Origin of the sequence: Promicromonospora iranensis, assembly GCF_028994775.1 — a bacterium.
GTDB classification, from domain to species: domain Bacteria; phylum Actinomycetota; class Actinomycetes; order Actinomycetales; family Cellulomonadaceae; genus Promicromonospora; species Promicromonospora iranensis_A.
In genome coordinates this window covers 441,709-467,661 of sequence record NZ_JAJQMN010000002.1, presented here as the reverse complement: position 1 = coordinate 467,661, position 25,953 = coordinate 441,709, and the positions used below count along the sequence as shown (strand labels likewise).

Below are 25,953 nucleotides of genomic sequence, written 5' to 3'. Positions count from 1 at the left end.
GTAAAAGTGCTTGCGGTCCGGACCGCCATCCGGCAAACTGGTTTGCAGTACAAACCAAACCTGAGGCGGAGACGATGACGGACGACACCCCGGCAGGCGAGCCGGTACGAGCGAGCGACGACGGCCCGGCGTCTGGCGCCGGCCTGAGCCCCGCCGAGACCCTGCGGCTGATCCGGCAGCAGCAGGAGGCCGCACGGGACGCCACCGAGCCCGACGGGCGCCTGCTGTTCGCCGCGTGGGGTCTCGCGTGGCTGATCGGCTACCTCGCCATGTGGCTCAGCGCCCGCGACACGGGCCTGGCGGAGAGCTGGGCGGGCTGGGTCCTCGCAGGGTGCATCCTCGGCGCGGTGGTGTTCACCATCGTGCACAGCATCACGCGCACCGCGGGCACCCGTGGCGCGAGCGCCCGGCTCGGTGCCATGTACGGGTGGTCCTGGTTCCTCGCCTTCACCGCCTTCGGCGTGCTGCTGGGTGCTATGGGCCACGCCGGTGCGTCCCCCGAGGTCATGGCGATCGCCTCCAACGGGTTCGCCTGCATGATCGTCGGCCTCCTGTACATCGCGTGCGCTCTCCTCTTCGAGGAGGTCCGGATGTACGCCCTCGGCGCGTGGATGCTCGTCACGGCTGTCGCCGCCGCGTTCGCGGGCATGCCGAACACCTACCTGGTGATGGCGGCCGCGGGCGGTGGCGGGTTCCTGGCCATGGTCGCGGTGGAGCAGTGGTTCCGTGCCCGGCGCCGGTCGCCCGGGTCCGTCCCGCGACGGACGGAGGGCGGTGGGCACGGTGCCTGAGGAGCTCGACCCCGTCATCCACGCGCCCGCACGCCTGCGGGTGGTGGCCTCGCTCGCGGCCCTGGGCCGCGGGGACGAGGTGGCCTTTCCCAAGCTGCGGAAGCTGCTCGACATGACCGCCGGAAACCTGTCGACCCACCTGCGCAAGCTGGAGGACGCCGGCTACGTACGGGTCACCAAGACCCACGAGGGCAGGATGCCCGCGACGTACCTGGCCCTCACCGATACCGGCCGCACCGCGTTCGCGGACTACCAGGCGGCACTGATGGACCTTCTGAAAGGAGCACAGGGATGAGCGCGGTAGAGGTCAGAGGGGTGACCCGGCGCTTCGGCGACGTCGTCGCCCTCGACGATGTCTCGCTGGAGGTGGGGCACGGCGAGCTGGTCGGCCTGCTCGGCCCCAACGGGGCCGGCAAGTCCACGCTGCTGTCGCTGGTCAGCGGCCAGCGTCGGCCCGACGCCGGGGTGGTGCGCCTGGGCGGCCAGGACCCGCGGGACCCCGCGGCGCGCACGGTGCTCGGCCTCACCCCGCAGGAGACGGGGCTGCCCGCGACGCTCCGTGTACGCGAGGTGGTCGACTTCGTGGCCGGTCACTACCCCGTCCCCGTGCCGACCGACGAGCTGCTGGACCAGTTCGGGCTCTCCGAGCTGGGCAGGCGCCAGACCGGTTCGCTGTCCGGCGGGCAGAAGCGGCGGCTCGCCGTCGCGCTGTCCCTGGTGGGCAGGCCGAGCGTGGTGCTCCTCGACGAGCCCACCACCGGGCTCGACGTCTCGGGGCGCACCGCCCTCTGGGACGCCATCCGCCGGTACCACGCCGACGGCGGCACCGTGCTGCTGACCTCGCACTACCTCGAGGAGGTGCAGGCGCTCGCCGAGCGCGTGGTGGTGATCGACCACGGCAAGGTGCTCGCGGACGACTCCCTCGAGACCGTCCTCGGCCGCGTCGGCGTGCGCCGTGTGCTGCTGACCGACGCCGCAGGGGTGCGGCAGGAGCACCTTGTCCCCGACTCGGACGCCTTCGTGCGTGACCTGGTCACGTCAGGGACCGAGTTCCGCGACCTGGAGATCCGGGGCGCGTCGCTGGAGGAGGCCTTCGGACAGCTCGTGAGCCATGAGGCCACGGAAGGAGCAGCGCGATGAGCGAGACCATGACCACGAACAGCACGGGGGCCACGAGGCGACCCGTCACGGACGCGCCCGCGGGTCCGGACGGTGGTGCGCGCACCCAGCCGTTCCTCGCGCTGACGTGGCTGCACCTGAGGTACCAGTTCCTGGAGACCGTCCGGATCCCGATCGCGGTGCTCGGGAACGTGCTGTTCCCGGCGCTGTCCATGTTCTTCTTCGTCGTGCCGCAGCAGGGGGTCGCGGGCAACCCGCTGTTCGCGACGACGGCCGTCGCCGGGCTCGGGCTGTTCGCGGTCTGCTCGGCCAGCCTGTTCACCTACGGGCTGGGCGTGGCCGAGGACCGGCAGCTCCCGTTCTACCCGTTCCTGCGTTCGCTGCCGGCGGGCCCCGGCCCGCAGATGGTCGCGCGTGTGCTCAACGGCGGGGCCTTCTCCCTGTTCGGCCTGCTGCCGCTGATCATCATCGGCTGGCTGTTCACGTCGGCCACCCTGACACCCGGACAGCTGCTCGCCGGGATCGGGACCATCCTCGCGGTGTCCGTGCCGTTCGTGCTGCTCGGCATGGGCATCGGGTACGCGCTGTCGGCCAAGGCCGCGCTGCCCGTCGTGCAGATCATCCTGTTCCCGCTGGCCTTCGCGGGCGGGCTGTTCATGCCGCCCCAGATGTTCCCGGGCTGGCTCGACGCCATCTCCCAGGCCACGCCCACCCGGGCCGGCCGCGACCTGCTGGTCCAGGCCACCACGGGGGCGGAGGCCTACACGCTGGCACTCCCCGTCCTGGCCGGCTGGACCATCCTGTTCGCGGTACTGGCCGTGGTGGCCTACCGCAACGACGAGGGCCGCCGCTTCCGCTGAGCCGGAACCGCTGGTCGAGCTTGTCGGGGCCTGCGCGGTCTCGACAAGCTCGACCAACGAGGGGCTCGACCGGCGAGGGCCTACTCCGCGCGGCGGAGGCGGAGCGAGTTCGTGACCACCAGGAGCGAGCTGGCCGCCATCGCCCCGCCCGCGATCATCGGGCTGAGCAGGCCGGCCGCCGCCAGCGGGATCGCCGCGACGTTGTACGCGAACGCCCAGAACAGGTTCTGCTTGATGACCCGCAGAGTCTTCCGGGACAGGCGTACGGCGCTCGCGGCGGCCCGCAGGTCGCCGCGGACCAGCGTGATGTCGCTCGCCTCGATGGCGACGTCGGTGCCCGTGCCCATCGCGAGGCCGAGGTCGGCGGTGGCGAGCGCGGCGGCGTCGTTCACGCCGTCGCCCACCATCGCCACCGTGTGCCCCTCGGCCTGGAGCCTGGCCACCACGGCGGCCTTGTCGGCGGGCAGCACGCGGGCGATCACGTCCACATCGGGGATGCCCACGGCCTGCGCGGCCACCCGGGCGGCACCCTCGGAGTCGCCGGTCACCAGGTAGGGCCGCAGACCCAGCTCCTGGAGCTCCGCGACGGCCAGGGCCGACGTCGACTTGGCCGGGTCGCGCAGCGCGATCATCCCGCGGGCGATCCCGTTCCAGGCCACGGCCACGGCGGTGGCCCCGGCCCGCTCCTGCTGCCCGACGGCGGTGCGCACCTCCTCCGGGACGGTGATCCCCTGCTCGGCGAGCCAGGTGAGGCGGCCGACCAGCACGCGGCGGGTGTTCAGCGCCCCGCCGAGAGCGAGGCCCGAGTGCGCACGACGGACCAGTCCTTCGACGCCGCCGCCCGGATGCGCGATGAAGCCCGTGACCTCGAGCGGTGTCTCGGTGTCCGGCTCACCGGCGGCTCGTCCCGCCGCCGCGATCGCGCTCGCGATCGGGTGCTCGCTCAGCGACTCGACGGCCGCCGCGTACCGCAGCACGTCGGGCGCGTCGCTGAGGTGGTTGGCGTCGGCCTCGGCCTCGGCCGGCTCGGCCGGCGGCAGGTCGGCTTCGGCAGCTTCGGCAGCTTCGGCCGTCGGCGGGTCGGCCTCGGTCGAGGGCTGCCGGGTCCCGGTGCTCCACACGTCGACCACCCGCATGCGGCCCTCGGTGACCGTGCCGGTCTTGTCGAGCACCACCGTGTCGACGCGGCGCGTGCTCTCCAGGATCTCCGGGCCCCGGATCAGCACGCCCAGCTGGGCACCGCGGCCCGTGCCGACCAGGATCGCGGTGGGCGTGGCCAGCCCCAGCGCGCAGGGGCACGCGATGATCAGCACGGCGACGGCGGCGGTGAACGCGGCCTCGACCTCCCCCGTCACGGCCAGCCAGCCGGCCAGGGTCAGCACGGCGAGCACGAGCACCACGGGCACGAACACCGCGGAGATGCGGTCCGCGAGCCGCGCCACGGGAGCCTTGCCCGTCTGTGCCTGTGCCACGAGCCGCCCGATGCGGGCCAGCATCGTGTCCTCGCCCACCCGGGTCGCACGCACCAGCAGGTGCCCCGAGGTGCTGACCGTGCCGCCCACCACGTCGTCGCCCGGTGCCACGTCGACCGGCACCGGCTCGCCGGTGACCAGCGAGGTGTCGAGGGCGGAGGTGCCCTCCACCACCGTCCCGTCGGTGGCGACCGTGCCGCCGGGGCGCACCGCGAACACGTCACCGGCCTGCAGGGCGGTGACGGGCACGGCGGTGGTGCGCCAGCCGCCGTCGGGCAGCCGCAGGGGGTTGCCGTCCGGGCCGAGCATGATGCGCTCGGCGTTCTTGGCGCCCAGGTTGAGAAGTGCGCGCAGGGCGTCGCCGGCACGACGCCGGGACCGGTGCTCGGCGTACCTCCCGGCCAGGAGGAAGGTGGTGACGACCGCGCCGACCTCGAAGTACAGGCCCGGCCCGGCGCCGGGATCCGCGGGCCGGAGCGCGTCGGCGACCAGCACCCACAGTGACCACAGGGTCGCCGCGAGCACCCCGATCGATACGAGCGTGTCCATCGTGGAGGTCCCGTGTCGCGCGGCTCGCACCGCAGCGGCGTGGAACGGCCAGGCGCCCCACGCGACGACGGGCAGTGCCAGCGCGGCGACCACCCACTCGCCGCCCGGGAACGACAGCGCCGGGACCATCGAGAGCAGGAGCACCGGAACCGTCAGCACCGCCGAGACCCGTAGGCGGCGGAGCAGGTCGTCACCGCGGTACTCGGCACCGGCGGTTGCGCCGGGGGCCTCGCCGGGTGCGCCGTCGGCGCCGGACGTGCCGGAGCCGTCCGGCGTCCCGTTCGCCGTCCGGCGCCGCGTCACGTGCGCCTCGTACCCGGCCGACTCGACGGCACCGACGAGGTCCTGGTCGGTGACCTGCGACGAGAGCACCACGTGTGCCGACTCCAGGGGCAGGTTCACGGTCGCGGCGACGCCGTCGAGCCGGTTGAGCTTGCGCTCGACCCGGGCCACGCACGAGGCGCACGTCATCCCGGACACGGCGAGCTCGACCTCACCGACGGGGTACGGGGCCTCAACGGCGCTCACGGTTCTCCTTCTGGGGTGGGGTGCCTCGCCAGCCAACCCCTTCGAGGCCTAAGTTTCTCCGTCTTGAATCGGTTCAGAAGGGAGAAACTTAGACCTCGAAGAGGTGTGGCGGCGCAGGCCCGGCTCCGGTCCGGAGCACGGACGGTCAGGACGAGACGATCGGCAGCGTGCGGTTGGCCTGGCGAGCCGGGGCCTGCGCCGCGGACTCGGCGGCGACCGCGTTCTCGAGCACCTCGACGCCGGTCACGTCGTAGCCGGCCTCGTCGATGGCGTCCCGCAGGGGTGCCTCGGCGAGGGGCAGCTTGGAGATCACGCGCACCAGCGAGGTGTCCCCGGCGTGCAGCTCGACGCTGACGTCCTGAACATCCTGGACGCCCTTCAGCTCGTTGGTCACGGCGGACACGCAGTGCCCGCAGGTCATGCCGGTCACGGCCAGCTTGGTCACGGTCGTCATGTCGTCTCCTCGGATGGCGGGCCCGCTCGGACGGCGGGCTCGTTGGTGTTCACATGCGGACGAGGCGGGCGATCGCGTCGGAGGCTTCCTTCACCTTGGCGGCGCCGTCGGAGTCCGATGCCTTGGCGGCGTCCACCACACAGTGCCCCAGATGGTCCTCGACGAGCGCGAGGCTCACTGCCTGCAGAGCCTTCGTCACGGCGCTGACCTGTGTCAGCACGTCGATGCAGTACGCATCCTCGTCGATCATGCGCGCGATGCCGCGTACCTGACCCTCGATGCGGCGCATCCGTTTCAGGTACGCGGGTTTGTCGGACGCGTAGCCGTGCGGCCCGTCGTGCGCGCCGTCCGCCTCATGATGATCATTCTGCCCGACAGCGACCACTGCCGCCTCGGTGGTCTCCGTCGCCTCGGTCATCCTTCTATCAGATACCCCGAGGGGGTAGAGAGTCAAGTGTCCAGGTCACACCTCACCAGGATGCGGCGTCGAGCTCCGGATCACTCTCGCTGATGCTGATCGACGCGGCGAACTCGTCGAGCACGGGCAGCAACGAGTCGAGCTCCACCAGGTTCGTTGTGCCGAACGTGACCACGACGTCACGGCCGGCTGCGCGCCAGGCCCAGTTGACGGACACCACGATGTCGCCACCGAGAGCCGGCTCGGCGACGTAACGGATCGAACGGCGGCCCCGGCCGATGGCGCCGTCGACGTCGGCGACGTCGGGCTCTCTGGTCGCGCGCGGCTCGGGTAGGCCGAGCAGCATCTCGTCGTCGAGCTCCGGGTCGGTGGGCGTGTCGGTGACCTGCACCATCGCGAACGTCTTGTCCGCGGTGCCCAGCATCGCGAACCGGTGCACCGCCTCGGCCATCCGGGGGTACTGCAGCAGCATGCCAAGGACCCGGACCAGGTTGGTGTGCTCGACGGTCGTGTACTCGAACGCCTCGGACGCGAGTCGAGCAACGGTGGCCACCCACTCCTCGGAGCTCTGGCCGTTCCACGGGAACCGTTCCGGGACGTAGACCCAGCGGTCGGTGTCGAAGTCGATCCGGATCGTCATGGTGCGCCCTCTCGTCCGGTGGTGTCCGAGGCCGGCACCTTCGCGTCGACCGCTCCGCCGTCGATCCGGAGCCCTCTCCAGGCCAGGGACGACATGATCGTGTCGCCGAGCTCGGTCAGGGCGTCGACGAGCGGCGCCAGCTCGGGGTCGTCGGAGCCGGCGATCGTGAACGTACCGATCAGGCGCCCGACGTCCGGCACGGGCGGCTCCCAGACGTGGTGCACCGTCCGCAGGGGGCTGTTGGACGAGTCGGCGCCCGACCCGCCGGGCAGGTCGAGGCCGTCCAGGTCAGGGAGCTGGGCGTCTGCCTCGTGCAGGACCACCTCGCGCATCGCCTGACCGGCTCGTGTGGTGACCTCTGTGGCGTCCGGACCGACGGCGGGGCCGGTCAGCAACGCGGGCGCGAAGGTGCACGAGAGCGAGACGGGGGCCTGCCACGGGACACCGAGGGGGAGGACCAGGTCGACGACGCCCTTGTCCTTCGCCTGTGTCGCTACGTGCACGAGGGAGCGTTCGAGCATGCGCACGCGGCCGCGCATCCTGTCGTCGGCGATCTTGCCGTAGAACCCACGGAGCACGGTCGCCACGTTGGCCTTCGTGTCCCCCTGGACGGGCACCAGCACGAATCCGGGCGGCAGGACCAGCGTGTACGAGTGAGCGCGCAAGCCGGTCATGTGTCGTCCTTGGAGGGAGCGAATCGTTGTTCGGGGATCTCGACGCCCGGTGCGGGCTCAGGTGCGACGCGCCAGGAACGGGGAACGAGGCGCAGCCAGCCGAGCACGATGCGCAGCACGAGGAGTGCGATCCCGCCGAACACCACGTAGACGACGAGTGCCGCCGACCCAGGCACCGGCGCGTCCGCCGAGAGGAACGAGACGGCATGCATCCACGTTCCCCACAGCGTCATGAACCCGAAGAAGAGCAGCGCGCCACGCCCCACGACCGGCAGCCGCATGCGTCCAGCTGCCGGCGTCCTGGGGGCGCGGCCCGTGGAGCGGGGCAGGGGCACGGAGAGCACGACCATCGTGACGTAGAGCAGGGCCGGTATCCACGCCAGGGCACGCCAGACCACGAAGGCGAGGTGGTCGCCCGCTATCGGGCCGGCGAGGCTTTGCACCACGATGTTCACTGCTCCGCCGACGAGAAGCTCTGCGCAGATGCACAGGGCCAGCACGAAGAACAGGCGGTCCAGGAGCGATTGCTGCTGCTCGGCGATCTGCATCCTCAGTTGCCGACCCCTTCGACCGTCGCGCCGTCGACGCTCTTCCACCAGTCCCCGTAGGAGCCGAGGCCGTCGCCGACCGGGCCAGGGAGATCCCTGAACCCTGGAAGGCTGAGCTCGGCGTCGCCGACCGACCAGTCCTTGCCGTTGACGACGTCGTCGTGCCAGCCGATGCCGAACGCGCCCAGGCCCGCCCAGTTCATCGCGGCGGCGGACCCGGAGAAGAACGAGCCGAGTCCGCGCAGCCCGTCGTCGACCAGACCGCCGGCACCGTGGGACGTGCCGTTGGCGATCGCCCGGAAGACCGCTGAGTCGGTGCCTCCGGCCTGCCAGACCCGGCTGATGTTGCCGGTGCCGAGGTAGGCGGGGCGACCCGTGAGAGGCATCCCCCTGGGCAGCGCCCTGGCGAAGTCGTCGCTGACCTTCGCGGCCTCGTCGCCGTACCGGAAAGCGGCCCGCACCGGGCGGGTGAGCCTGGCGAAGACACCGGGCTTGGCCGCCGCCGTCCACGCGGCCCGGCTCGACCGGGTGAACCGGAGCGCCGAGGTGACGCCCTTGACGAGGCCGCCGGCCGCCGCGCCGACCCCGAGGGTAAGCAGCGCCACCGTGTCGAGGGCGACGTCCAGCCAGGACCCGTTCCCTGTCGAGGCCAGGGTCACGCTCAACAGGAGCGTGAGGCCGGCGAAGATCGCCGCGAGCAGCAGCAGACCGGGGAAGAAGAGGGAGAGCACGGCCAGCGCGGTCGCGATGAGCGACAGGACGTCCTTGAGCGCCTGGATCCAGCCCGCGTTGTCGCTCACCCAGTTGGCGAACTTGTCCCAGGTCGAGTCGGTGAGGCCGTCGGCGTCCATGGCCTCGTTGAGCCGGTCCTCGGCCGTGCGGGCCCGGTCCTCGACCGCTTGCCGCGCTTCCCTCCACAGGGTGTGGGCGTCCCGGAGCGCCTGGACGTGCGGTTCCGCGGCGGCTTCGAGGCGGCCGGCCTGCTGCTGGGGTGTGGGGCCGTCGTCGTCGGGCGTCGGCGCCGGAGCGTCCTCGGCCTCCGCGATCTGGCCCTGGTAGCGGCGCACGTCGTCGATGTTGGTGTCCCGTGTGCTGATCGCCGTCCGGGCGTCGGCCTGCGCATCGGCGAGGACCTGCGCGAAAGCAGCGAGCTCCGAGCCGGCTACCTCGTAACGGCCCTGGATCTTCTCCAGCTGCGGCACCACGTCCTCGGACTTGTCGAACATGGCGTCGGTCGAGTCAGCGATGTACCGCTCACGGTCGGCGTTGATGATCTTCAGGTCCTGGACGGCGCGCGTCACCAGGATGGCCATGTCCGAGTACTTGTGGGCATGGCTGCGGATTCCTTCGGCGTCGCCGGGGATCGTCTCGATCTCTTCGGCGTTCGCGAGTGCTGCGGAGATGTCGCTCATCTCAGGAACCCGTCAGCCCTTTGGCCATCTGGCGGTCCGCGTCCGTGAAGGTCTCGAAGATCTGCTTGCCGACCTTGTTCAGGTCCTCGACCTTTCCGATGAGCTCGTTCCGAGCACGGTCCCAGTCGTTGCCGAACTTCGAGACGCACCCGGACAGGCCGTCGTGCGGGATCATGCCGGCGAGTGCGTCGGCATTCGTCTCCGACTCGCGCAGGTTGGTGGCGATGAAGCCGAGCTTCTCCGCGGTGGTGTCGACTTGTGCCAGATCGACGTGCAGCTTCTCAGCCATCGATGCCCCTTGGTCCGGTTCGTGCCGGCCATCAATATCGCAGAGGGCGCGCCCTCTGTCGACGGGGACGACTACCCATCAGGCACGTGCCGCGGCTGCCGCTCTCGCCGCCGTGGGCAGGACGTCCAGGATGCGGTTCACCGCGGCGTCGTCGTGCGCCGCCGAGACGAACCAGGCCTCGAAGACCGACGGCGGCAGGTTGACCCCGGACTCCAGCATCGAGTGGAACAGGGCGGTGTACCGGAAGGTCTCCTGCGCCTGGGCCTGCGCGTAGTCGCGCACGCCCGACGCGGCGGCCAGCGGGCCGAAGAACACGGAGAACAGGGAGCCGGCCCGCTGCACGCGGTGCTCCACGCCGGCGGCGGACAGCGCGTCGCCGACAGCGCCCGACAGGGTCGCGGCCACCTCGTCCACCCGGGCGTACACGGCGTCGTCGGCCAGGCGGAGGGTCGTGAGACCCGAGGCGACCGCCACCGGGTTACCGGAGAGCGTGCCCGCCTGGTAGACGGGCCCGAGCGGCGCCAGGTGGTCCATGATCGACGCCGGCCCGCCGAGCGCCGCCACGGGCATGCCGCCGCCGATGACCTTGCCGAAGGTGAACAGGTCGGGCGTGTAGCCCTCGCCGCCGACGGCGCGGATCGCGTCGTTCTCGAGCCCCCACCAGCCGGACGGCCCCACGCGGAAACCGGTGAGCACCTCGTCCATGATGAACAGCGCACCGTGCTGGGCGGTGATCCGCCGGAGACCCTCGTTGAAGCCCTCGGCCGGCGGTACCACGCCCATGTTGGCGGGCGACGCCTCCGTGATGACCGCGGCGATCTCGCTGCCGCGCTGCGCGAACGCCGCCTCGACGGCCGCGAGGTCGTTGTAGGGCAGCACCAGTGTCTCGGCGGCGGTCGCCTCGGTGACGCCCGCCGAACCCGGCAGCGCGAGCGTCGCAACGCCCGACCCGGCCTCGGCGAGCAGGGCGTCCATGTGGCCGTGGTAGCAGCCGGCGAACTTGATGACGAGCGGCCGGCCCGTGAACCCGCGGGCGAGCCGGATCGCCGTCATCGTCGCCTCGGTGCCGGTGGACACGAGGCGCACCCGCTCGGCGGGAGGCACCCGGCGGCGCACCTCCTCCGCGAGGTCGACCTCCGCGAGCGTGGGGGCGCCGAACGACAGGCCGCGCGCCGCGGCCTCCTGCACCGCCGCGACCACCTCGGGGTGCGCGTGGCCCAGCAGCGCCGGACCCCAGGAGCAGACCAGGTCCACGTACTCGCGCCCCGACACGTCCGTGACGTACGGACCGCGGGCCGAGGCGAGGAAGCGGGGGTCGCCGCCCACGCTGCGGTACGCGCGCACCGGCGAGTTCACACCACCGGGGATCGCCCCCTGCGCACGCAGGAACGCGGCGTGGTTCGCCTCGGGGGCACGGCGCAGGCCCTGGGTCTCGATCGCTTCGCTCATGCCCGTCCTTCTCGTTGAGTGCTGGGTATTTGTGGTGTGGGTGGGTGCGGGGCAACAAATACCCAGCACTCAGCGGAGGTCAGCGGAGCCAGTCCGCAATCTCCAGGGCCCAGTACGTGAGGATCACGTCGGCGCCCGCCCGCTTGATGCTCGTCACCGACTCCATGACCGCCCGGTCGCGGTCGATCCAGCCGTTCGCTCCGGCTGCCTCGATCATCGCGTACTCGCCCGACACCTGGTACGCGGCAACGGGCACGTCGCTCCGGTCGGCGACGGCGCGCAGCACGTCCAGGTACGACCCGGCAGGCTTCACCATCACCATGTCCGCACCCTCGGCGAGGTCCAGGTCGGCCTCGCGCAGACCCTCGCGGGCGTTCGCGAAGTCCATCTGGTACGTCTTGCGGTCGCCCTTGAGCTCCGAGTCCACGGCCTCCCGGAACGGGCCGTAGTACGCGCTCGCGTACTTCGCGCTGTAGGCCAGGATGCTCGTGTCGACGAAGTCGGCGTCGTCCAGGGCGTCCCGGATCATCGCGACCTGGCCGTCCATCATGCCCGACGGCGAGATAACGTCGGCGCCCGCCCTCGCCTGCGCCACCGCCATCGAGGCGTAGCGCGTGAGCGTGGCGTCGTTGTCCACAGCCCCTGTGGACGTGAGGACGCCGCAGTGGCCGTGGTCGGTGAACTCGTCGAGGCAGGTGTCGGCCATGAGGACCGGAGTGGCCGTGCCCGCCGGGACCTCGTCCAGCACCGTGCGCGACGCCCGCAGCGCCCGCTGCAGGATCCCGTCCTCGGCGTCCCCCTGCGACCCGTGCGCGTCCTTGACCGCGGGGATGCCGAACAGCATGACGCCGCCCAGGCCCGCGTCCCGCGCGGCGCGGACGGCCTCGACCAGGGACTCCTCGGTGTGCTGCACCTGACCGGGCATGCTCGCGAGCGGCGCGGGCTCGGTCAGCCCTTCCTTGACGAAGAGCGGCAGCACCAGGTCGGCGGCGTGCAGCCGGGTCTCCGCGACAAGGCGGCGCATGCCCGGTGTGGCACGCAGACGACGCGGTCGGTACACGATCCCGGTGGAGCTCAAGGTGTCCTTCTCTCTGTTCTGACGATGGAGCGTGTTCTGTGCCTCAGGTCCTGACGAGTGCCTCGGTCACGGCGTCGGCGAGGGCCTCGTCCGTGGGTTCCGCGGCGACCGCGAGCACCGTGTGCCCGACGGCGCCCGCCGCGCGGGCCGACGGCTCCCCGATCGCGACGACCCGCTGCGGGCCCAGCTGGGCCGCGACCTGGCGGGCAGCCGAGCCCGAGGCGACCACGACGACGTCGTACGGCCGCCGAAGCTCCCCGGGCAGCTCACGGGTGACCGTCCGGTAGGCCGTCACGACATCGGCGGCCCACCCCTTGGCCGCAAGGCCGCCGCGGAGGGTGTCGGACGCGAGGTCTCCGAGCGGGAGGAGCACCCGTGGCGCGGGGAGGTCGTCCGGCGCCGCGGGGAAGGCCTCGGCGAGTCCCGCACCGGTGGCGGTTCCCGGGACCAGCGCGACCTCGAGCCCGTGAGCGGCCAGCGCGCGCCCTGTCGCGGGCCCGACGGCGGCCCACCGCACGGACGCGGTGGCCGGTCCTGCCGGGCGAGCCCGGACAACCGACTCCGCAGACGTGGTGTCGTCCCGGGCGACCTCCGCGTCCGGCGCGGGACCGAGCAGCGCGTCGACGGCGTTCACGCTCGTGAGGGCCACCCAGTCGTAGTCGCCCCGAGCGAGGCGCTCCCGGGCGGTGTCGAGCTCCGCCCGGTCGTCGACGGGTGCTCGTTCGATGACCGGCGCGGCCACCGGGTCGAACCCTCGCTCACTCAGCAGCGTGAGCAGGCCCGCGGCTCGCTCCGGGGTCCGCGCGACCAGCACCGCGGGCCGACGACCGGCCGATCCGGTTGACCCGGCCGGTCCGGGAAGTTCGGGAGCGGGCAGGGCCGGCTCGGTCACGCCTTCTCCGGGACCGTGGCGCTCAGCGGGGCGAGGCGTTCGGCGCCGTCGGCCAGCAGGTCCTCGGCCACGGAGGTGCCGAGCGCGCGGGCGACATCGTCGATCACGTCGGGTGCGACGTCCGGGGAGAGGAGGGCCTCGCCCTCGCTCGACATCTGCTCCGAGCCGTCCACGGCGGCGACCACGGCACGCAGCCGCAGCACGTCGCCGGACACCGTCGCGTGCGCCCCGACGGGGGCGGCACAGCCCGCCTCCAGGCGGGCCAGCACCGAACGTTCGGCGAGGACACCGAGGCGGGTCGGCCGGTGGTCGAGCCGGTGGATCGCCTCGGCGAGATCGGGCACGCGGGGTGCGTCGCCGGACTCGGAGGCGATGTCGGCCGTGCGGACCTCCACGGCGAGCGCACCCTGACCGGGCGCGGGGGCGACGACGTCGACGTCGAGCGCCTCGCTGATCACCTCGGTGCGGTCGAGCCGCGCGAGACCCGCGTACGCGAGGACGACCGCGTCGAGGTCAGCGTTCGGACCGAGCGCCCGGTCGAGGCGGGTGCCGACGTTGCCGCGGATGTCGACGACCTCCAGGTCCGGCCGGGCGGCGCGGATCTGCGCGGCTCGCCGGGGCGAGCCCGTACCGACGCGGCCTCCGTGCGGGAGGGTCGCGAGGGTCAGGCCGTCGCGGGCGCACAGGGCGTCGCGCGGGTCGGCCCGCTCGGGTGTCACGAAGGTGAGGTCGGGTGCGGGGGTGGTCGGAAGGTCCTTGAGGGAGTGGACGGCGACGTCGCAGCGCCCGTCGAGCAGGGCTTCCCGCAGGGCCGTCACGAAGACGCCCGTGCCGCCGAGGCTGGCGAGACTGCCGGTCTTCACGTCGCCCTCGGTCCGGATGTGCACCAGCTCGACCGGCCGGCCGGTCAGTTCCTCGAGGCGCTTGGCCACCAGACCGCTCTGGGTGGTGGCGAGGGCGCTCGCACGCGTGCCGAGAAGGATCGGCGCGGGGTCGCCCGGAGCGCTTCCGGAGGTGCTGACGGCGAGGGGGGTCGGGGTCACTATCCCAGTCTCTACCCGAACCCCCGTCGGGAGGAAACCCAAGGGCTCATCTCACATCCTTGCTGGCGCACTGTCAGAACGTTGTGTCAGAACCCGCCGTGTCCTCGCCGTGTCCTCGCCGTGTCGAAGGGCTCCGGCTCCCCGCCCGGGCCTCAACACCTGCCGTCCGGAGCCGCGCCCGGCTCCCCGAGCCGTTCGGCCGTGCGCCGCGCGTGCCCGACGATCGCCGCGAGTCCCGTCCCCGCGATCCAGCCGCCGGTGGCATCGAGGCCCCGCTCGGCCAGTACCGCCTGCTCGAACTGCTTGATCGCCGCCCGGTAGACCGGCGTCGGCGGCGGCAGCGACCCGTCCCAGCGCTGGTGCAGGCTGTCCCGCACCCGGCCGGTCAGGTCCACACCGAGCAGCGCAGACGCGTCGCGGGCGGCCTCCTCGGCGTTCGGCTCCGGCGTCGGCTCGCCGATCCGGCCGTAGCTGAGCCGCACCACGTGCCATCCGGGCCCGACGGCGTCGTGCACCCGCTGGGCCAGCCACGGCCACTTCGCGGTCGCGTGGGTCAGCGCCTTGGCGCGCACCGTGCCCGGCGCCGTGCCGGGAGCGACGAGCATCCCTGAACCGCGCGGGGCCGTATCGAGCTCGGGGGCCTCCAGGAGCAGCGTGACGAGGCGGATGTCCGCACCGCGCTCGGGCGCCGCCGGCGGGGTCAGGTCGCTGGAGAGCGCGAGTGGCGGAGCCGGTTCTCCGTACGGCGCGGGCGTGACTTCGGTCGGTTGCACGTCCTTCGTTCCGACTTCGGTCCTTTGCTCCGAGATCGGTCGTTCGATTGACCGATCTCGGGGCAAAGGACCGAAGTCGCGACCGGCGGTCAGCAAGGGACCGAAGTCGGGGCGCGTCGCGAGCACCAACCGTGCCGCGAGTACCGCCTGGCTCCCCTCGATGCGTACCAGCCAGTTGCCACCACCTGGTCCGGCCAGACCGGGATGGGCGGTACTTGTTCCGGCGGCTGCCGCAGCGTCACCGGGCGCCCGCTCCACCGCCGGCACCCGTTCCACACCGACCACCCGCGCGCCCAGCCGCACGTCCAGCCGCTCCACCAGGGCGTTCACGAGCGTGTGGACACCGCCGTCGAACCCGCGCACCGCCGAGCCCGCGGGAGCCGCCGCCCGCAGCGACGCCACCGCTCGCGAGAGGGACCGGGTCCGCGTGTACGCGTCGAGCAGCCCGGGCGCGACGGCGGCGACGTCGAGCCGGTCGAGCGGAGCCGAGTGCACACCGGCCGCTACTGGCGTCACCAGCCGGTCCGCCACGCGTGACCCGAGCCGCGACCGCGTGAGCGTCCCGAGGTCAGTGGTGTCGACGAGCCGCGCGGGCAGCACGCGGTCCAGCGCGCCGCGCAGTACGCCCGGCCAGCCGACGGCGCGGCGCACGTCCGCGGCCCACGGCCGCGAGGGGATGCCCAGCACCCCGGCGGCGGGCAGCGGGAACGCCCGGCCGGCCGCGTAGCCCCAGGCCGTGAGCCCCGCGGGCACCTCGACGCTCAGCCCCAGCTCCTCGGCCAGCCGCTCGACGACGCCACCCCGCACCGCGAACGACTCGGCACCGAGGTCCAGCGGCACGTCGGGCAGGGACTCGAACGCCCCGCCGCGGATCGGCCCGCCGGCCCGGTCGGCCGCCTCCAGGACGACGACGCGCAGCCCGCGGGCGGCGAGCGTGTGCGCGGCGACGAGCCCGCCGATCCCGGCCCCGACGACGACGGCATCGGCCGCCTCGGGCCCCGCCCGGTGGTCGAGCTCGTCGAGAGCGTGCGTGGTCTCGGCGGGCTCGCCCACAGGATCGGCGGGGTCCGTCACAACGAGTGCACCAGCTCGACCACGCGGGTCAGTACCGTCGGGTCGGTCTCGGGCGGCACGCCGTGGCCCAGGTTGACCACGTGCCCGGGCGCCGTGCGGCCACGCTCGACGACGTCGCGCACGTGCGCCTCCAGCACCTCCCAGGGTGCGGCCAGCAGGGCGGGGTCGATGTTGCCCTGCAGCGGCACCCCGGGCAGCAGTGCGGCGGCCTCGTCGAGCGGCGTCCGGTAGTCGATGCCGACGGCGTGGTCGGTGATCCCCGCCGAGACCAGCACGGACCGCATGGCCGGCAGCAGGTGCCCGGTGCCGGTGCCGAAGTGGATTCCGGGTACACCGGTGTCCGCGACGTAGGCCAGCGCCCGGGTCGACGAGGGCGCGACGCGCGACGTGTAGTCCGCGAGCGAGAGCGACCCCGCCCAGGAGTCGAACAGCTGCACGGCGCTCGCGCCCGCCTCGACCTGCGCGCGGAGGAACGCACCGGTGAGGTCGGCGGTCCACGTCACGAGCGCGTCCCATGTCGCCGGGTCGGCGTGCATCAGGGTGCGTGCGGCCAGGTGGTCCCGTGACGGCCGGCCCTCCACGAGATACGCGGCGAGCGTGAACGGCGCGCCGCCGAAGCCGAGGAGCGGCGTCGGGCCCAGCTCGGCGACGGTCAGCGCGACGGCCTCCCGGATCGGGTCCAGGGCCGCGTCGTCGAGCGACCGGGAGACGAGCCGCGCGACGTCGTCGGCGGTGCGGTACGGCTGGTCCATCACCGGACCGACGCCCGCCGTGATGTCCACGCCGACGCCGGCGAGCTTGAGCGGCACCACGATGTCGGAGAAGAAGACCGCCGCGTCGACCCCGTGCCGGCGGACGGGCTGCAGTGTGATCTCCGACGCGAGCTCCGGCCGCAGGCAGGCCTCGAGCATGCCCGTGCCCTGGCGGACCTCGCGGTACTCGGGCAGGGAGCGGCCGGCCTGGCGCATGAACCAGACGGGCGTGTGGCCGGCACGTTCACCCCGGAGGGCCTGCACCAGGGGCGCGGCAGAGGTCCGCCCGTCGGCGAGCGGATGAGCAGGGGCAATCGTGGTGGACTTCACGCTTCCCGATTCTGCCCTGCCGCGCCGGGGTGCATAAAGTTGGAGCACTGTGGTTCTCCTCTCCCTCACCGCCAGCCACCGCGAGCTCGACCTCGACGCGCTGGAACGCCTGTCCACGGGTTCGTCGTCAGTGGGTCGCGTCGTCGTGGGTTCGTGCGGCCCCGTCGCGGGCGCCGTCGTGATCTCGACGTGCAACCGCTTCGAGCTCTACCTCGACGTCGACGCGCCTCTGAGCGGCGACAGCGTGCGGCATGCGACGCGCCACGTGGCCGAGCTGGTTGCTCACGCGTCCGGCGTCACCGGTGACGTCGCCGCGCGCAGCTTCACCGTCCGCACCGGGCCAGAGGTCACCGAGCACCTGTTCGCCGTGGCGTCGGGGCTGGACGCGATGGTCGTGGGCGAGCGGGAGATCGCCGGCCAGGTGAAGCGCTCGCTCGCGGAGGCCCGTGAGCAGGAGACCACCTCCAAGACGCTCGAGCTGCTCTTCCAGACGGCGTCGCGCACCTCCAAGCGGGTCGGCACCGACACGGAGCTCGGCGCGGCAGGCCGGTCCGTCGTCGCGCTCGCGCTGGACCTCGCGGAGCGGGAGCTGCCGCCGTGGGACGGCACCCGCGCCGTCCTCATCGGCACGGGCTCGTACGCCGGCGCGTCCGTCGCCGCCCTCCGGGCGCGCGGCTGCGACGACATCCGCGTCTACTCGCAGTCCGGCCGTGCCGAGGTGTTCGCCGAGTCGCACGGCGTGCAGCCGGTGGACTCGCTCGTCGAGGCACTGGCGGATGCCGACCTGGTGGTCAGCTGCAGCGGCGCTCGCGGCCGCGCGCTGGCCGCCCGGCCCGAACCCGCAGACCCGGCGGTCGAGCCTGTCGAGACCACCGCACACGCTCCTGCCGGGACCCACCTCCCTGGCCTGGTCGGAGAACGCGGCCCCGAGGCGAGCCTCGGCCACGTGCTGGACGCCGCCGCGCTGGTCCGTGCGCGGGAACGTGCCGCCGACCGGGCCGGCGACGAGCCGGAGCCCCGGCCGCTCGTGATCCTCGACCTCGCGCTGCACCGCGACGTCGACCCGGGTGTGGCGGACGTCGAGGGTGTGCTGCTCTTCGACCTCGCCACGCTGAAGGCGCACGCCCCCGCCGTGGCGCACGACGTCGTCGCGCAGGCGCAGCGGATCGTGGACGCGGCCGCCCGCGGCTTCGAGGAGACCCGGCTGGGCCGCGAGGCCGACGCCGCGGTGATCGCCCTGCTGGACGAGGCGGAGGTCCGCGTGGTCGCCGAGATCGCCGACTCCGTCGGCCGGCTCACGGCCGAGCTGGCCGCGCGCGGTGAGCCTGCTCCGGACGACGCCGACGTCGACGCCATCGCCCGTCAGGTGCGCAAGCGGGTGCACGCCGAGCTGCACGACAAGATCGTCGAGGTCCGGGCGAAGGCCACCGCCGAGGCGCGGGCCGCCGAGGCCGCTCTGGTCCAGGGTGCTGAGGCCCTGACGATGGAGGCGTCCGCCCAGCGAGACGCTGATCCGTCCCGCCGCCGATAACACTTCTGGCGAGAACCGGCAGAACAAGCCGGACGGACCGGTTTCGAAGGTCCATTCCGGCCATCGTTACCTAATCGTAACAAGGGTGATTTTATTCACCCGGGGGTGAAGACTAGGTTCGGGGGCTCAAGGACCGAACGCGCTTATGCGCAACGAGATGCTGGAGCACCTTTTGAAGCACGCAGCACCCAAGAAGAAGACCGCATCGGCGGGCGCGCGGACCATCGCGACCGTCGCCATCGCAACCGCGGCCACGAGCATGGCCGCCCCGGCCATCGCCGCGGAGGCCTCGCCGCTGGACTCTCTCGGTGACCTCGGCACCACTGCCGAGGGCCTCAAGGCGGGCCTCCCCGCCCTCTCCTCGACGTCGGTCGACCTGAACGAGCTCACCGCCGCCGTTCCCGCGGCCGACGCGGTGACCAAGGCGACCAAGGCGACCAAGGCGCTTCCTGCCTCCATCGCCCCCACCACGGCACTCGCGCCGAACTACGAGCCGGCCCAGTTCGTGTCGGGCGCCGTGCAGGGCGCCGCACCCCAGGTCGTCTCGGGCGTCGTGAGTGGTGTGACCAACGGTTCCGCCGTCTCCGGCGTGACCGGCACCGCCCGCTCGGCTCTCGCGAACGTGCTCGGCGGCAGTGTCGTCGGCACCGCCACCGGCGTCGCCGGCGGCGTGCTGCAGGGTGACGTCGTGAACGGCGTCGCGGGCACCGCGACCGGCGTGGCCGGCGGGGTCGTCAACACCGCGACGGGCGCCGCCTCCGGCGTCGTCGGCGGCGTGGCCTCCGGTGACATCGTGTCCGGCGCCACGGGCACCGTGACCGGCGTCGCGGGCGCCGCGGTCGAGGGTGCGCCCTCCACCGTCGCCGACGTGATCCGCAACGTGCCGAACATCCTGGGCGGCGTGACCGCTCCGGTCGCCGGCCTCACCGCCAACCTGCCGGGCGTGCTCGGCGGCGTGGGCAGCGTGGTGAACAACGTCGTGTCGCAGGTTCCCGGCGTGATCGCCGGTGTCCCGGGTGTCGTGGCCAAGGTCACCACCCCGGCCGCCGGTGCGGTCGAGACCGTCGTGGGCGACGTCGCGGTGGACGGTGTCGTCAAGCCGGTCGCCACCCAGGTGGTCCCGGGCGCCGTCGGCTCGGTGCAGGGTTCCGTCGTCCCGGGCGCCACCGCGGCCGTGGGCAACGTGGCGGGCTCGGTCGTGCCGGGTGTCGTCGGCACCGTCAAGGGTGACGTCGTCCCGGGCGCCGTGAACGGCGTCGCGAAGCCGGTCGTCGAGGACGTCGTCCTCGGCGGTGTGGCCAAGGGTGTCGTCAAGGACAACGTGGTCGACAACGTGGCGAAGCCGGTCGTCAAGGACACGGTCGTGGACCGCGTCGCCAAGCCGCTGGTCAAGGACGTCGTCGTGGACGGCGTCGCCAAGCCGGTCGTGAAGGACGTCGTCGTGGACGGCGTCGCCAAGCCCGTCGTGGACACCGTGGGCAGCACCGTCAAGGGTGTCGCCGGCGGCGCTGTGACGGGCACCGTCGGTGGCGTCACCGGCGCCGTGGACGGCCTGACCGGCGGTGCCGTGAGCGGCCTCACCGGTGGCCTGCTCGGAGGCAACTCCTGATCTGAAAACCAAGAGGACCCCAGCCTCTTCGGACTTGACGTAGCAGGGTGGAGCGCCATTGGCGCTCCACCCTGTTTACGTTTTACCGCGCTTTGTCAAGGTTCCATTGATTCGCCTGTTGTTATCGGATCGTGACCATCGGATCAGGTTTTCCCGATCTACCCCTTTTTCCTTCTATTCCCGATCCGGTAACGTCGTCGCGTCCCCGGGTTCCGGGCCGTTGTAGCCGATCAGCTGGAGCAGCTCCCATGAAGCACGCCGCAGTCAAGCCTTCGTCCGTCGCCAGGTCCACGGCCTCCCGTGTCGTGGCGACGATCGCGCTCGCCACCGCAGCGACCGCCGTCGCCAGCCCGGCGATGGCCAACGAGGGCGGTGGCCACGGTGACCACCACGGCCACTCCGCGGACAACGGCCACGGCTACGACCGCGGTGACCGCCACGACCAGCGGCACGGCGGCCAGCAGCGGTCCGAGGCCCCGCGCTCGTACGAGCCCTCCGGCTACGCGGAGCCGAACTACGACATGCCCCGGTACGGGTCACAGCAGGGCGACTGCGACCGCGGCACCCAGAACCAGACCCAGAACCAGACCCAGAACCAGACCCAGAACCAGACCCAGAGCCATGGCGGCGACTGGCAGGGCCATGGCGAGTGGGACGAGAAGGACCGCGAGCGGGTGCGCGAGGCCATCCGCGAGCACATGGACGAAGCGGCCGCGCCCAAGCCGAAGCCGGCGCCCGTCAATGCCGCCGCGCAGCCCGCCGCGCAGCCCGCCACGCAGCCCGTGCAGGAGGCCGCCCCGGCAGAGGAGGCCGCGCCGGTGGTGGCTGAGGTCGCCGCCCCCGCGCAGGAGGCCGCACCCGCCGTGGCCGCGAGCCGGGAGCCGGCAGCGGTCCAGGCCCCCGGCCAGCAGTGGCAGGGCAGGCCGACGGCGGCCGACACCGCCGGGGCCGAGCTCACCGCCTACGTCCCGTCCGAGGGCGCGAACGTGGATGCCATCGAGCAGGAGGCGTCCGCGCTCACCGAGGCCACGCTGGACGCCCCGATCCGGCTCGCCACGACGGGCGCCGAGGCGGCTGCCCTGACGGCGGCGGCCGGCGCCCTGGTGGTCGGTGGTGCGGGCTCCCTCCTCGTCGCACGCCGCAGCCACGTCCGGGTCTGACTCCGCTGCCGGCCCTGCCGGCCGTGCCGGCCCTGCTGGGCGGGCAACCAGCCACTAGCTCGGCCGGGTCGGGAGCCAGGACGGTGCGTCCCGTCCCCACGGGTGCGCCGGGTGCGGGTAGTCGTCGTGCCCCGGGAGCGCCGGGCGTGCGGTGGTGACCCGGTCGTGCGCCACTGTCTCGGTACCCGGCGCCGGTGCGGCGGCCGGGTGCAACGGGTCCCGCCCCGGTAGGTCCAGCAGCCAGGTGCCGGTGCGCGCGAGCGACACCGACACGTCGCGGCCCGGCCCGTCGTCGCACAGGGTGAGCGCGTCGACGATCCCCGCCGCCAGCAGGTAGCCGGACGCATGGTCGAGGGCCTGGGCGGGCAGCGCCCCTGGTGCCCCGTCCCGGCCCTCCAGGAGGGCGATGCCGCTCGCCGCCTGGACTATCGAGTCGAACCCGCGTCGGCCGGCCCACGGGCCGCTGTCGCCCCATGCGGAGACCCGTCCCGTCACCACGTCCCGCGGCACCTCGAGCCCGAGGGCGTCGATCGCACCCGGCCGGTAGCCGGTGACAAGCACGTCGGCCACGTCGAGCAGTTCCTGGGCGGCGCGGCGGTCACGGGCATCCCGGAGGTCCAGGACCGTGCTGCGCTTGCCCTGACCCGTGTCGAGGTGCTGCCACTCGATCTCCACGGGGTCCGGCGGGTCGACGCGCAGGACGTCGGCACCGAGCAGCGCGAGCGTCCGGGTGGCGACGGGGCCCGCGATCACCCGGGTCAGATCCAGCACCCGGACACCCGCCAGGGGCGCCGCCCTGCCCCGCGCGGCGGTGGTGGCGAGACGAGCTCGTGCCACGGACCCGGTCCGGCGTCCGCCCGCCGCGGGCTCTGCTCGTGGCCCGGTCCGTACCAGGGGGCCGGACCCCGCGGCGCGCCCGGGCTCCGACGTCCGCCACTCCTGCTCGGTCCGCACACGCGCCACGATCGCCCCGACGTCGGCCGCGCGGTCCTCGAGCTCCTGTCCCGTCACCTCGGTGAGGCGCCGGGCGAAGGCGGGGCGCGCGACGTCGTCGGGCAGGCCGACCAGGGCCGTCAGCCGCGCCCGGTGGTGCGGGTAGTTGGCATGGGTGCGGACCCAGCCGTCGGCGGTGGGGAAGAAGCCCGAGAGCGGGGCGAACCCGTCCACGGGCCGCCCGTCGAGTGCGAGGACCCGGTCGGAGGCGAAGGCCGCGGCGAGCCTGGCCGGGTCGGGGCCGGGGTCTGGACCGGGAGTGCCGGGCCGGGTCGGATCGAACCCATCCGCCTGTCGGCCGGCCCGTGCGGACGCGCGCTGGACGGCCCGGACGGCGTCGAGGGCGAGGTCGAGGACGGGCAGGTGTGCGGCGAGCCAGGGTTCCACCGCTCCATCATCGGCCCCGTCCGTGTCGCGCCGCGGTCACGACGTGTCCAAGGACTCCGACCGACCACTCCCGAAAACATCACCGGCCGGACAGATCTGTGACCATGCGCGCGGATACACTCGCCGCATGGCCAAGAACTCCTCCCCCGACTTCGTGCTCCGGCCCTTCGAAGGTCTCCCCGGAGAGACCGACTGGGTCGCGATGCGCGAGATCGTCCCGTCAGCGACCGCGACGGCTCGTACGACCGCCGAGTACGGCTCCCGGGACGTGACGATCGTGACGCTGCTCCCGGGGGCGTGGACGGCGCTGCACCGTGCCGACGGCACCATCCTGCTCGCCGTCCAGGGGGTCCTCAGCACGGGTGACGTGAGCCGTGACCTCGCCGCGGCCCTCCTCGAGGCGCTCGAGCTCGAGCCGGGCACGGCCGTCGAGTCGGGCGAGCTGCCCGGTGCGGGACCGCGCCTGCAGGACGTGCTCGACACGAGCGTCCCGTTCGAGGTCACCGTGCACGACACGTTCGACTTCTGGCTCGACCCGAGCGCCGAGGTCACGCCGGAGCTCAAGGAGAACCTGGAGGACGCCGCCGACGGCGCCATCCCCACCGTCAAGGTGTCCTCGGTCGAGTCGGCGTACTGGTGCCGCATGACTCGCGAGTTCCTCCGCTGGGCGCGTCCCGAGCCGGAGGACGACCTGATCGACGCACTCTCTCGGCTGCACGCAAAGCGCGAGTCAGGGCTAGCAGGTGGGAAGTTCGTGGGAGCGTTTCGTGCGTCAGGGCTGGTCGTGCCCGTCTGGGAGCTGCCGAAGGGCACCGAGGCGGCCGATCTGGAGGGTCCGGCGACGGACCTCGGCGAGCGGCTCGCGAAAGCACTTTCCATCAAGGAGCCGCTTGATGCGAACGAGCGACGCGCAAGAGCAGGTATCGTCTCTCGGCAGGTCACCCTGCGTTAGTCCGGACCCCCTGGCCGGTCGTGCGCGAGCGGCCCGGAACGCGTCGGCAGTCACCGAAGATCGCCACGAGCGGTCCAGGTTTCGGCAACTAGCGGACCAAGGGAGTAGGATTCCAGGGGTAAACCTTTGCACTCACCAAGCAAAGGACTATCCGGTCACCCACCAAGGCAATTCGACGCTTCAGGCAGGACAGGTGTGAACGCTCTCCCGGTCGCGAAGACCACGCGTCCCGGCAATGCTCAGACAGGCAAGAACGTCCAACGGGTGGCGGCAGTCATCCCTGCGAAGGACGAGGCCGAGCGCATTGCCGCCACCGTGCGCTCTGCGCGTGCGATCCCTCACGTCGACCTCGTGCTCGTGGTCGACGACGGCTCCGAGGACGACACGCAGCATGTTGCGCGTGCCGCCGGGGCCGTCGTCGTGCGCCACTCGCACAATCGCGGCAAAGCGGCCGCGATGGAGACGGGCGCGGCCGTCGTCGCGATGCGCGACGCCGACGGGCGCCCTCCGCGCCTGCTCATGTTCATCGACGGCGACCTCGGCGACACCGCCGTGAACACGGCACCGCTCGTGCGCCCCGTCCGTGAGGGGGTGGCCGATCTCGCGATCGCGCTGCTGCCCAAGCAGGCCGGCGCGGGTGGCCGCGGCATAGTGGTCGGCGCGGCCCGCCGGGCGATCGAGGCGATGACGGGCTGGAGCCCGTCGCAGCCGCTCTCCGGCATGCGCTGCCTCACCCGTGAGGCCTTCGAGGCGGCGACCCCGCTCGCCCGCGGCTGGGGCGTCGAGACGGGCATGACCATCGACCTGCTCCGCAAGGGTTACGTCGCCGTCGAGGTGCCGTGCGACCTCAAGCACCGGGCGTCGACGAACGACCTCAAGGGGCAGATCCACCGGGCGGCGCAGTACCGCGACGTGCTGCTGGCCGTGAACGCGCGCAAGATGCGTGGCGCGGTGGACGCGGTGCGGCACGCGGGCTCCAACGTCCGCAGCTGATGGGCAGGTGCCACCGCACCGGCCCCGTACCCTGATCCCATGGGGTGGCAGGTCTGGCTAGGGATTGCCGCGATCGTCGTGGCCGTGCTGGCACTTGCCGTCGCCATCGGGGTCTGGACGCAGCAGGCGCGGATGCGGCGACGCGACCCCCATCGGGCGACACCCCAGAGCGTGCAGGCCGCGCCGCGGCTCGCCGTGGTCGTCAACCCGTCCAAGCACGCCGCGAGCGGCCTCCGGCTCCAGGTCCGGGCCCACTGCAACGCGCACGGCCTCCCGGAGCCGCTCTGGTACGAGACCACGGTGGACGACCCGGGCAAGGGTCAGGCACGGCAGGCGCTCGAGGACGGCGCGGACATCGTCGTCGCGGCAGGCGGTGACGGGACGGTGCGGGCGGTCGCCGAGACCATGGTCGGCGCCGGCAGGCCGATGGGTGTGCTGCCCGTCGGCACCGGCAACCTCCTGGCGCGGAACCTCGAGGTGCCGCTGGCCAGCGTGGACCACGCTCTCGACGTGATCGTGCACGGCCGCACGCGTGCGATCGACGTCGGCTGGCTGCGGGTGACGGAGTTCGCGGAGTCGCCCCGCAACGGCGACCACCCCAACCAGCCCGACCACGAGCCCGACACCGAGCGTGAGCACATCTTCCTGGTGATCGCGGGCCTGGGCTTCGACGCCGCCATGGTCGCGACCGCCGACGCCGGCCTGAAGAAGCGGGTGGGCTGGGTCGCGTACTTCGTGGCGGGGCTGTCGCACATGCAGGCCCGGCGGATGCGCGCCACGCTGCAGCTCGACGACAGCCCGCCCGTGGAGGCCCGCGCCCGCTCGATCATGGTCGGCAACTGCGGCATGCTCCCGGGCGGCGTCACCCTTCTGCCCGACGCCGTGCTCGACGACGGCGTGCTCGACGTTGCCGCCGTCGACGTCCGCGGCGGGGTGTTCGGCTGGGCTCAGCTGACGCTCGAGATCGCCATGCAGGGTGTGGGGGTGCGCAACGACCTGCCGGAGAAGCTGGGCCGCATCGACCACACCAAGGCGCGTCGCGCGCGGATCCGCGTGCCGGCGGGCGAGGAGGCCCAGGTCGACGGCGACCCGCTCGGGCGGGCGGTCGAGATCGACGTCCACGTCGAGGTGGGCGCCCTGCTGGTCCGCGCACCGTGACGGCTTGGGCCATTTACCCTGGGCG

25 protein-coding genes are annotated in these 25,953 nt (G+C 72.8%); 10 read left to right on the top strand and 15 right to left on the bottom strand.

What is annotated here, in order from left to right:
• Positions 1–74: 74 nt before the first annotated feature.
• From LUU90_RS04875 to LUU90_RS04860, 4 genes are read left to right on the top strand one after another with little or no spacing between them, the layout of a single operon-like run.
• The gene (locus LUU90_RS04875; protein ID WP_275002158.1) at positions 75–791 is read left to right on the top strand and encodes a hypothetical protein; all 717 of its coding nucleotides are present in this window, start codon (positions 75–77) and stop codon (positions 789–791) included.
• The gene (locus tag LUU90_RS04870) at positions 784–1,086 is read left to right on the top strand and encodes a transcriptional regulator (RefSeq protein WP_129782740.1); all 303 of its coding nucleotides are present in this window, start codon (positions 784–786) and stop codon (positions 1,084–1,086) included. Before LUU90_RS04875 ends, LUU90_RS04870 begins: the two co-directional genes overlap by 8 nt.
• A complete protein-coding gene (locus tag LUU90_RS04865; RefSeq protein WP_275002157.1) occupies positions 1,083–1,931 on the top strand; it encodes an ABC transporter ATP-binding protein in 849 nt (282 codons plus the stop codon). Before LUU90_RS04870 ends, LUU90_RS04865 begins: the two co-directional genes overlap by 4 nt.
• A complete protein-coding gene (locus tag LUU90_RS04860; protein ID WP_275002156.1) occupies positions 1,928–2,770 on the top strand; it encodes an ABC transporter permease in 843 nt (280 codons plus the stop codon). The genes LUU90_RS04865 and LUU90_RS04860 overlap by 4 nt, the downstream gene beginning before the upstream one ends.
• An 80-nt stretch (positions 2,771–2,850) precedes the next feature.
• Here the strand turns inward: LUU90_RS04860 and LUU90_RS04855 are convergent, their stop codons facing one another.
• The 14 genes from LUU90_RS04855 to hemE all read right to left on the bottom strand — a co-directional run bounded on the left by LUU90_RS04855 (position 2,851) and on the right by hemE (position 17,145).
• Positions 2,851–5,262 (bottom strand): heavy metal translocating P-type ATPase, encoded by a 2,412-nt coding sequence (locus LUU90_RS04855; RefSeq protein WP_275002302.1) that lies wholly within the window; start codon positions 5,260–5,262, stop codon positions 2,851–2,853.
• A 202-nt stretch (positions 5,263–5,464) separates the two neighbouring features.
• The gene (locus LUU90_RS04850; RefSeq protein WP_275002155.1) at positions 5,465–5,773 is read right to left on the bottom strand and encodes a heavy-metal-associated domain-containing protein; all 309 of its coding nucleotides are present in this window, start codon (positions 5,771–5,773) and stop codon (positions 5,465–5,467) included.
• A 49-nt stretch (positions 5,774–5,822) separates the two neighbouring features.
• Entirely contained in the window at positions 5,823–6,191 is a 369-nt protein-coding gene (locus tag LUU90_RS04845; protein ID WP_275002154.1) for a metal-sensitive transcriptional regulator, read from the bottom strand.
• Positions 6,192–6,243: 52 nt separating this feature from the next.
• Positions 6,244–6,831, bottom strand: coding sequence for a hypothetical protein (locus LUU90_RS04840; protein ID WP_275002153.1), 588 nt, complete (start codon positions 6,829–6,831; stop codon positions 6,244–6,246).
• Complete coding sequence (locus LUU90_RS04835) at positions 6,828–7,505, bottom strand: hypothetical protein (protein WP_275002152.1); 678 nt, start codon at positions 7,503–7,505, stop codon at positions 6,828–6,830. Before LUU90_RS04835 ends, LUU90_RS04840 begins: the two co-directional genes overlap by 4 nt.
• Entirely contained in the window at positions 7,502–8,053 is a 552-nt protein-coding gene (locus LUU90_RS04830; protein ID WP_275002151.1) for a hypothetical protein, read from the bottom strand. Before LUU90_RS04830 ends, LUU90_RS04835 begins: the two co-directional genes overlap by 4 nt.
• Positions 8,054–8,055: 2 nt before the next feature.
• The gene (locus tag LUU90_RS04825) at positions 8,056–9,465 is read right to left on the bottom strand and encodes a hypothetical protein (protein ID WP_275002150.1); all 1,410 of its coding nucleotides are present in this window, start codon (positions 9,463–9,465) and stop codon (positions 8,056–8,058) included.
• A 1-nt stretch (position 9,466) separates the two neighbouring features.
• Positions 9,467–9,754: a hypothetical protein gene (locus LUU90_RS04820; protein WP_275002148.1), complete on the bottom strand. Its 288-nt coding sequence runs from the start codon at positions 9,752–9,754 to the stop codon at positions 9,467–9,469.
• Positions 9,755–9,832: 78 nt separating this feature from the next.
• Positions 9,833–11,203 carry a glutamate-1-semialdehyde 2,1-aminomutase gene (gene hemL, locus LUU90_RS04815; RefSeq protein ID WP_275002147.1) on the bottom strand — a complete coding sequence of 457 codons (1,371 nt, stop codon included), beginning with the start codon at positions 11,201–11,203 and terminating at the stop codon, positions 9,833–9,835.
• Positions 11,204–11,282: 79 nt separating this feature from the next.
• Entirely contained in the window at positions 11,283–12,227 is a 945-nt protein-coding gene (gene hemB, locus LUU90_RS04810; protein ID WP_425596193.1) for a porphobilinogen synthase, read from the bottom strand.
• 97 nt (positions 12,228–12,324) lie between these two features.
• Entirely contained in the window at positions 12,325–13,173 is an 849-nt protein-coding gene (locus LUU90_RS04805) for a uroporphyrinogen-III synthase (protein WP_275002145.1), read from the bottom strand.
• Positions 13,170–14,216, bottom strand: a complete 1,047-nt coding sequence (gene hemC, locus LUU90_RS04800) for a hydroxymethylbilane synthase (protein WP_275002144.1) — start codon at positions 14,214–14,216, stop codon at positions 13,170–13,172. Before hemC ends, LUU90_RS04805 begins: the two co-directional genes overlap by 4 nt.
• A 152-nt stretch (positions 14,217–14,368) precedes the next feature.
• Positions 14,369–16,063, bottom strand: a complete 1,695-nt coding sequence (locus LUU90_RS04795) for a protoporphyrinogen/coproporphyrinogen oxidase (protein ID WP_275002143.1) — start codon at positions 16,061–16,063, stop codon at positions 14,369–14,371.
• Positions 16,060–17,145, bottom strand: coding sequence for a uroporphyrinogen decarboxylase (gene hemE, locus LUU90_RS04790; RefSeq protein ID WP_275002142.1), 1,086 nt, complete (start codon positions 17,143–17,145; stop codon positions 16,060–16,062). Before hemE ends, LUU90_RS04795 begins: the two co-directional genes overlap by 4 nt.
• A 49-nt stretch (positions 17,146–17,194) precedes the next feature.
• Here hemE and LUU90_RS04785 point away from each other — a divergent pair, with 49 nt between their 5' ends.
• From LUU90_RS04785 to LUU90_RS04775, 3 genes are all read left to right on the top strand, one after another.
• Positions 17,195–18,676 carry a glutamyl-tRNA reductase gene (locus LUU90_RS04785; protein ID WP_275002141.1) on the top strand — a complete coding sequence of 494 codons (1,482 nt, stop codon included), beginning with the start codon at positions 17,195–17,197 and terminating at the stop codon, positions 18,674–18,676.
• Positions 18,677–18,821: 145 nt separating this feature from the next.
• On the top strand, positions 18,822–20,285 hold the full coding sequence (locus tag LUU90_RS04780) for a hypothetical protein (protein WP_275002140.1): 1,464 nt from the start codon (positions 18,822–18,824) through the stop codon (positions 20,283–20,285).
• A 248-nt stretch (positions 20,286–20,533) separates the two neighbouring features.
• Positions 20,534–21,445, top strand: coding sequence for a hypothetical protein (locus tag LUU90_RS04775; RefSeq protein ID WP_275002139.1), 912 nt, complete (start codon positions 20,534–20,536; stop codon positions 21,443–21,445).
• Between the two features lie 54 nt (positions 21,446–21,499).
• Here the strand turns inward: LUU90_RS04775 and LUU90_RS04770 are convergent, their stop codons facing one another.
• Positions 21,500–22,825, bottom strand: a complete 1,326-nt coding sequence (locus LUU90_RS04770; RefSeq protein WP_275002138.1) for a CoA transferase — start codon at positions 22,823–22,825, stop codon at positions 21,500–21,502.
• 127 nt (positions 22,826–22,952) lie between these two features.
• On the opposite strand from LUU90_RS04770, the gene LUU90_RS04765 reads away from it, so the two are divergent.
• The 3 genes from LUU90_RS04765 to LUU90_RS04755 all read left to right on the top strand — a co-directional run bounded on the left by LUU90_RS04765 (position 22,953) and on the right by LUU90_RS04755 (position 25,928).
• Complete coding sequence (locus LUU90_RS04765; protein ID WP_275002137.1) at positions 22,953–23,777, top strand: DUF5926 family protein; 825 nt, start codon at positions 22,953–22,955, stop codon at positions 23,775–23,777.
• Between the two features lie 195 nt (positions 23,778–23,972).
• Positions 23,973–24,770: a glycosyltransferase family 2 protein gene (locus LUU90_RS04760; protein WP_425596184.1), complete on the top strand. Its 798-nt coding sequence runs from the start codon at positions 23,973–23,975 to the stop codon at positions 24,768–24,770.
• A 39-nt stretch (positions 24,771–24,809) separates the two neighbouring features.
• Positions 24,810–25,928: a diacylglycerol/lipid kinase family protein gene (locus LUU90_RS04755; RefSeq protein ID WP_275002136.1), complete on the top strand. Its 1,119-nt coding sequence runs from the start codon at positions 24,810–24,812 to the stop codon at positions 25,926–25,928.
• Positions 25,929–25,953 lie beyond the last annotated feature (25 nt).

Bases quoted from the DNA above. Each gene is read 5' to 3' on its own strand.
- LUU90_RS04875 (WP_275002158.1), top strand. From the start codon at position 75: ATGACGGACGACACCCCGGCAGGCGAGCCGGTACGAGCGAGCGACGAC.
- LUU90_RS04865 (WP_275002157.1), top strand. From the start codon at position 1,083: ATGAGCGCGGTAGAGGTCAGAGGGGTGACCCGGCGCTTCGGCGACGTC.
- LUU90_RS04860 (WP_275002156.1), top strand. From the start codon at position 1,928: ATGAGCGAGACCATGACCACGAACAGCACGGGGGCCACGAGGCGACCC.
- LUU90_RS04855 (WP_275002302.1), bottom strand. From the start codon at position 5,262: ATGACGTGCGCCTCGTGCGTGGCCCGGGTCGAGCGCAAGCTCAACCGG.
- LUU90_RS04850 (WP_275002155.1), bottom strand. From the start codon at position 5,773: ATGACGACCGTGACCAAGCTGGCCGTGACCGGCATGACCTGCGGGCAC.
- LUU90_RS04845 (WP_275002154.1), bottom strand. From the start codon at position 6,191: ATGACCGAGGCGACGGAGACCACCGAGGCGGCAGTGGTCGCTGTCGGG.
- LUU90_RS04840 (WP_275002153.1), bottom strand. From the start codon at position 6,831: ATGACGATCCGGATCGACTTCGACACCGACCGCTGGGTCTACGTCCCG.
- LUU90_RS04835 (WP_275002152.1), bottom strand. From the start codon at position 7,505: ATGACCGGCTTGCGCGCTCACTCGTACACGCTGGTCCTGCCGCCCGGA.
- LUU90_RS04830 (WP_275002151.1), bottom strand. From the start codon at position 8,053: ATGCAGATCGCCGAGCAGCAGCAATCGCTCCTGGACCGCCTGTTCTTC.
- LUU90_RS04825 (WP_275002150.1), bottom strand. From the start codon at position 9,465: ATGAGCGACATCTCCGCAGCACTCGCGAACGCCGAAGAGATCGAGACG.
- LUU90_RS04820 (WP_275002148.1), bottom strand. From the start codon at position 9,754: ATGGCTGAGAAGCTGCACGTCGATCTGGCACAAGTCGACACCACCGCG.
- hemL (WP_275002147.1), bottom strand. From the start codon at position 11,203: ATGAGCGAAGCGATCGAGACCCAGGGCCTGCGCCGTGCCCCCGAGGCG.
- hemB (WP_425596193.1), bottom strand. From the start codon at position 12,227: ATGCGCCGCCTTGTCGCGGAGACCCGGCTGCACGCCGCCGACCTGGTG.
- LUU90_RS04780 (WP_275002140.1), top strand. From the start codon at position 18,822: ATGCGCAACGAGATGCTGGAGCACCTTTTGAAGCACGCAGCACCCAAG.
- LUU90_RS04775 (WP_275002139.1), top strand. From the start codon at position 20,534: ATGAAGCACGCCGCAGTCAAGCCTTCGTCCGTCGCCAGGTCCACGGCC.
- LUU90_RS04765 (WP_275002137.1), top strand. From the start codon at position 22,953: ATGGCCAAGAACTCCTCCCCCGACTTCGTGCTCCGGCCCTTCGAAGGT.
- LUU90_RS04755 (WP_275002136.1), top strand. From the start codon at position 24,810: ATGGGGTGGCAGGTCTGGCTAGGGATTGCCGCGATCGTCGTGGCCGTG.